Source organism: Paraburkholderia sediminicola, from assembly GCF_046026895.1.
Lineage (GTDB): Bacteria > Pseudomonadota > Gammaproteobacteria > Burkholderiales > Burkholderiaceae > Paraburkholderia > Paraburkholderia sediminicola_C.
Genome location: NZ_JAQQEU010000317.1, coordinates 1 through 269, shown reverse-complemented (window position 1 = coordinate 269; position 269 = coordinate 1). Strand labels below are relative to the sequence as shown.

The following is a 269-nucleotide window of genomic DNA, read 5'->3' as shown; positions in this document are numbered from 1 at the left end:
AGAACTTATCCGTAAATAAGTCTATACTTCGTTCGGAGCCGCAATCGAGTGCGGCATTGGAGCGAAGGCTTGGCCAGGAAAAGAGTCGAATCGTGGGAGGTGACCGATGCGTTCTGGCAGCGGGTGGAGCCGCTGATTCCGCAACGTACGCCCTCACCAGAGAAAAAGTACCTACGCAGGCCGGGCGCGGGACGACCGCCGAAGCCGGCTCGCCAAGTGTTTGAAGCCATTGTGTATGTACTGCGCACGGGCTGCCAATGGAAGGCGTT

Annotated in this window: 1 protein-coding gene; it reads left to right on the top strand. The window is 58.0% G+C overall.

What is annotated here, in order from left to right:
- Positions 1-69 precede the first annotated feature (69 nt).
- A partial coding sequence (locus PQR02_RS40935; protein ID WP_408243469.1) for a transposase occupies positions 70-269 on the top strand: 200 nt, incomplete at its 3' end.